Origin of the sequence: Streptomyces aureus (assembly GCF_001418135.1) — a bacterium.
GTDB lineage: Bacteria > Actinomycetota > Actinomycetes > Streptomycetales > Streptomycetaceae > Streptomyces > Streptomyces aureus_A.
Genome location: NZ_LIPQ01000413.1, coordinates 267 through 5,963, shown reverse-complemented (window position 1 = coordinate 5,963; position 5,697 = coordinate 267). Strand labels below are relative to the sequence as shown.

Here is a 5,697-nt window from a genome sequence, read left to right as displayed (position 1 = left end):
GCCGTGGCCGTGGCCGTCGCCGGCGATCGCCACCGCGACGTGGGAACCGCCCGGGCCGGTCGAGGCGTAGGCGCAGGCATCCGCGGCGGTGGGCACCGGGGTGGCGAGTAGCCATACCAGTGCGAGGGCCGCCAGCGACCGCGCGAGGAGTGATCCGTTCAGAGACACGCCGTCGAGCTTGATCACAGGCGGGGGGCGCCGGGGCGGAATCGAGCGGGATTCGCCGGATGGAGCGGATCTCCGGACGTACTGGTTTGACGTTTCGCCTCGTCCGAAGCCGGCCGGGCGGCCCGGCGGGGCTCAATGCCCGTGTATCGCGGGGCAGATGGATTCCGGAAGACGGCGGACCGGGTCCGTTCCGGCCTCGGATCGATAACTGTCCGGTTGTCGCCCTGTCGGACGGGAAGGAGAAGGGGGCATCCTGCACCGGCGACCAGACCCCTCCGACGGCAACAACCGAGGTACGGGCGGGACCTGGACGTCCAGCGCGGGGAGCCGCACTCGGCCGAAGAGCCGACGCACACTCATATGCACGTGAATTTGCACAGCCTGAAGGCGTGAACTCTTCGTTCCCGAGAGCACGTGCCAATGGCGTGTGACCAAGAACGGACCGCGAATTTCCGTTTCTACTCGCTCTCTCGGCGGGCGATCAGTAGCCTCACCTCGAACACCGGCCGCGAACACATGGCCGCACCCCATGGCGACTTGTTGGAGACATTGATGGAGCGTCCCGCCTGGGCTCCGCCTGGTATCGACATTTCGGTGCCGAGCGTGTCCCGTATGTACGACTTCTATCTGGGCGGCTCGCACAATTTCGAAGTGGACCGGGAAGCGGCGCGCAAGGCCATGGAGTTCATGCCTGGCCTGCCCAAGATCATGCAGGCGAACCGTGCCTTCATGCGGCGCGCCGTCCGCCACGCCGTTGACAACGACGTCACCCAGTTCCTGGACATCGGGTCCGGCATACCCACCTTCGGCAATGTGCACGAGGTCGCCCGGACCGCCGACCCCGCGGCCCGCGTCGTCTACGTCGATCACGACCCCGTCGCCGTGGCCCACAGCCGCGCCGTCCTCGAGGGCGACGAGGGCGCCGCGGTCGTCGCCGCGGACCTGCGCAAGCCGGCCGACATCCTCTACAGTCCCGAGGTGTCCCGACTCCTCGACCTGGAGCGGCCGGTGGCGCTGCTCCTCGTCGCCGTCCTGCACTTCCTGGAGGACGAGGACCGGCCGCACGAGGCCGTGACCGAACTGCTCGACGCCCTCGCGCCCGGCAGCCTCCTGGTGCTCACCCACGCCTCGTACCAGGGCATCCCGCTCTCCGAGGAGCAGGCCGGCGGCACCGTCGGGGTCTACCGGAACATCCGCAACCCGCTGGTGATGCGTTCCGGCGCCGAGATCGCCCGCTTCTTCGAGGGCACCGAACTGATCGAGCCCGGCCTCGTCCCGATGCCCCACTGGCGTCCGGACAGTCCGGTCGAGGAGGAGGATCCCTACGCCTTCTCCGGTTTCGCAGGGGTGGGGCGCAAGGCGTGAAGGTCCCGTCTCAGCCGTCCGGCAGCGTTGCCGAAGCCGACGGCCCGGAGGACAGACTCAGGCGGTTCGTCACCATCTGGAGCCGTGCCATCTTCCCGGTGACCGCCACCTCGCTGACCCGTGCCGAGTTCGAGGTCCATCTGCTGCCGCTGGCCCGCACGCTGTACGACGCGCTGCACGCCCGGCCGTTCGACACGGCCCCGGCCCAGCGCGCCGGCGCCGCGCTGATCGCCGCCCACTGCACCGACCCGGACGCCCTCGGCCGCAGCCTCGGGGTGGTGGACTCGTACCTGGTGCTCTACTGCGGTACGGAGTCGGACCTGCCGGCCGAGGAGCTCCGGGCCCGCTGCGCCCGGCTCCAGCACGCGATGGCCACCGGCTACGCCCAGGCCCTGCGCGAGCGGACCCGGGCCGAGCAGGAGGCCATCGCGCGCTCCGCGCTGTCCGCCCGCAGCGCCGCCGAGATCGCCCTGCACGCCACCGAGAGCCGGTTCCGGGCGGTCTTCGACGGAGCGGCGATCGGCATCGGCATCGCCGACCTCGACGGCAACGTCCTGGAGGTCAACGAGACCCTCACCCGCATGTTCGGCGGAATGGAGGGGCCGCTGCGCAGCCGGAACGTCAGCGAGTGGGTCCACCCGGAGGACGGTCCGCACGTCTGGAAGCTGTACGACGAGCTGGTCCGCGGCGACCGTGAGCACTACCGGGTGGAGAAGCCGTACTACCGCGGAGACGGAACGGTTCTCTGGACCAACCTCACCGTCTCGCTCCTCCGCGACGCCGAGGGCAACCCCCAGTACCAGCTCGCCCTCATGGAGGACACCACCGAGCGGCGCCTGCTCCATCTGCGCCTGCGGTACGAGGCCACCCACGACGCGCTGACGGGGCTTCCCAACCGGACCCTGTTCTTCGAGCGGCTGGAGAAGGCCCTCGCGCCCGGCGACAACGCCCGCTTCGGCCTCTGCTACCTGGACCTCGACGGCTTCAAGGTCATCAACGACAGCCTCGGCCACTCCACCGGCGACCGGCTCCTCGTCGAGGTCGCCGACCGGCTGCAGAGCTGTGTCACCGGCGCCGGCGAGATGGTCGCCCGGCTCGGCGGCGACGAGTTCGTCGCCCTCACCACCGGCGCCGCCGGCGAACAGGACGTCACCGAACTCGCCGACCGCATCCTCGCCGCCCTCGCCACCCCCCTCCGCATCGACGGCCGCGAACTGACCGTCCGCGGCAGCCTCGGCGTCGTCGAGGGCCCGGCCGGCGAACGCACCGCGGCCGAGGTGCTGCGGAGCGCCGACATCACCATGTACCGGGCCAAGTCCGCCGGCGGCAACCGCTTCGAGCTCGCCGACCCGGAGGCAGACGCCCGCGCCATCACCCGGCACGGCCTCACCACGGCCCTGCCGACCGCGCTGGAACGCGGCGAGTTCTTCATCGAGTACCAGCCGCTCGTCCACCTCGACGACGGCAGTGTGCACGGCGCCGAGGCGCTCGTACGGTGGTGCCACCCGCAGCACGGAGTACTCGGCCCCGACCGGTTCATCCCGCTCGCCGAGGACACCGGGCTCATCGTGCCGCTCGGCCGCTGGGTGCTCCAGGAGGCAGTGCGCCAGGCCCGCTTCTGGCAGGCCCGGCACGCCGACGGAGGGCCGCTGCGGATCAACGTCAACCTCTCCCCGACGCAGCTCCACCACCCGCGCCTGGTCGCCGACACCGTCGACGTCCTGGAACGGTCCGGGCTCGAACCGGGCGCGCTCTGCCTGGAGGTGACCGAGTCGGCGCTCATCGGGGCCGACGAGGACCTGCTCAAGCCGCTGCGGCAGCTCGCCGAGATGGGCGTGGACATCGCGCTCGACGACTTCGGCACCGGCTACTCGAACCTGGCCAATCTGCGCCGGCTGCCGGTGAGCGTCCTCAAGCTCGACCGCTCCTTCACCCGGGGCATGCAGCAGCATCCGGTGGACCCGGTCGACCTGAAGATCGTCGAGGGGATCGTCTCCCTGGCGCACAGCCTGGAACTCGCCGTCACCGTCGAGGGCGTGGAGACCGGGGCGCAGGCCCGACAGCTCCGCGACCTCGGCTGCGACACGGCCCAGGGCTGGTACTACGCCCGCCCCGGCGCCCCGGACCGCATCCACTCGCTGCTCCTGGCGGACGCGGTCTGAGACCCGGACGTACGAAACCGGCCTCCCCGCGCGAAGCGGGGAGGCCGGGAAGAGAGACGGGGGAGGAAAGCGGAGAGGCTATTTCATTGGAGTATGAGAAGGAAGCCTCTCCATGGCCTCGCCCCGGAAAGACCGTAGCACTCAGGCGGGCAGCAGGTCGCGCAGATTTTCCGGGGTGAACACGCGCGAGCCGGGGGCGAGACCGTCCGGCCGCTCCAGGCCGATGTAGGTGACCGGGGCGTCCGGTACCGTCCGGCCGTCCCACAGGGTCGTCCGAGCCCCCGACTGCTCCATCAGCGCCACGAGATGACCGACCGTCAGGGACGCGCGCCCCATCAGGCCGCGCAGCAGGACCGCGATCGACACCCGGTGCCCCTCGACCCGGTTCGCCGACGGCGTTCCCCTCAGGTACAGGTGCAGCCAGTGCGCGTGCCAGCGGCCCTCGTCGTCCCGGCGGAAGGCGAGCGGCAACGCCACCCGGCCGGGGCCGCGCAGATCCGACTTCATGCGCACCGTACGCGGCTCGAACGGCCGGCCACGCTGCTCGGACTCGCGCAGCATGAAGCCGAAGAAGCCCTCCGCGACCTGGTCGAAGCCCTCCCCGGAGAAGACGTGCACCTGCGGCACGATGAACGTGCCCCGCACCGCACCGAGCCGCAGATCGATGAACTCCGATGCCCCGTCCGGGGCTTGGGTGATGTCACCCGAGTGCCGGCCCTCGACGTCGGTCAGGGCCGTGTACGACAGCCAGGTCACGGTCGAGTAGTCCGCGTCCAGGACGAGCGCCGACAGGTCGAGGTCGGTCGTGTGCCGCGCCTCCCGCCAGTACGTGAAGAAGCGCAGCAGCTCCCCCTCGACCGGCGAGACCGAGCCGCGCGGCAGCACGCCGAGCCCCGCCGAGGCCGCCCGGCCGCTCAGCGGCAGGGCCACGTCCAGGACGTCCGGGTCGATCAACAGGCGCGCCGAGGAGGGGAGCCGCCGCCGGGTCTCGGCGTCGAGCACCGCGAGGAGCCGCTCGCGGGCGGTGTCCTCCAGCGGGGGACGCGTGTCGTCGGTGACCCAGGCCTTGCCCTCCCGGTTCACGAACACCCTGCGCTCCCCGCCGCTCCCGGCCGCGCGGTTCTGCAGGTGCTCACGCACCGACAGGACGACCCGGCCCGACACCTCCGGCACGGCCCGCTCGACGGCCGCGAGGACCGCCTCCCGCTCCTTGCCGTCCGCCGCGACGCGCAGCAGCCGGTCCAGAGCGCGGAACAGCCGACCCGGGGCGGCGACCAGCAGTTCCGCCGCGCCCGCGACCTCCCCGCGTACCAGCAGATCCTCCACGCGACTGTCGAACGACGGCGCCTTCCGCTCGCCCCGTGCGACGGCGAACACCTCGGCGGCGTGCGGCCAGTGCGGGTACTCGTGGGGGTGCAGGCGCTCCCCGAGGCGCTTCCACGCCTCCCCGTGTGCGGACACGTCCGACAGCTTCGCCGGGGACGCGGCCACCACCGCGTCCAGACCCGCCAGCAGGGCGCGGCGGTGCGGACGGGACAGCGCGCGGAAACGGGTGGGCTCGCGCAGGGTGACATCGCCGTCCGCGAGGGCGCAGGCCAGCCGCAGGACGTCGGTCATGGTGTCGAGCAGCGGTGTGGCGCCCACCCGCAGCCGGGCGTGGTTGACGACGGCGCGGTTCTCCCGGACCGTGATCGTCTCGGGCTGCGGGCCGTCCGCGCAGTGCTCGGCGAGCACGGCCAGATCACGCAGATGTTCCTCGCCGAGCGGGGTCGTGCCGCCGGCCAGGGCCAGGTACAGCGCGGTGACCTCGGTGTCCGCATCGGCGCCGAGGTGCAGCACCGTCAGCCGGTCGCCGGCCGCCGCGATCAGCTCGTCGTGGACGGCGAGCATCTCCTCGTACGTGTGCTGGTAGCGGCCGTACGAGGGGAGGGTCAGCAGGTCGAGGACGCCGGCGCTCAGCTGCTCGACGGTACGGGCGCGGGTGTCGCCGTCGGCGAGCGCC

At 71.8% G+C, this 5,697-nt stretch carries 3 protein-coding genes; 2 read left to right on the top strand and 1 reads right to left on the bottom strand.

Features of this window, described 5'->3' with window-relative positions; translation table 11 throughout:
- Window positions 1-720 precede the first annotated feature (720 nt).
- The gene (locus AOK00_RS29255) at window positions 721-1,533 is read left to right on the top strand and encodes an SAM-dependent methyltransferase (RefSeq protein WP_055603245.1); all 813 of its coding nucleotides are present in this window, start codon (window positions 721-723) and stop codon (window positions 1,531-1,533) included.
- Window positions 1,530-3,695, top strand: coding sequence for a putative bifunctional diguanylate cyclase/phosphodiesterase (locus AOK00_RS29250; RefSeq protein ID WP_055603244.1), 2,166 nt, complete (start codon window positions 1,530-1,532; stop codon window positions 3,693-3,695). Before AOK00_RS29255 ends, AOK00_RS29250 begins: the two co-directional genes overlap by 4 nt.
- A 141-nt stretch (window positions 3,696-3,836) precedes the next feature.
- Here AOK00_RS29250 and AOK00_RS29245 read toward each other — a convergent pair.
- Window positions 3,837-5,697, bottom strand: a 1,861-nt coding sequence (locus AOK00_RS29245) for a hypothetical protein (RefSeq protein WP_254047549.1), incomplete at its 5' end; no start/stop codon positions are given.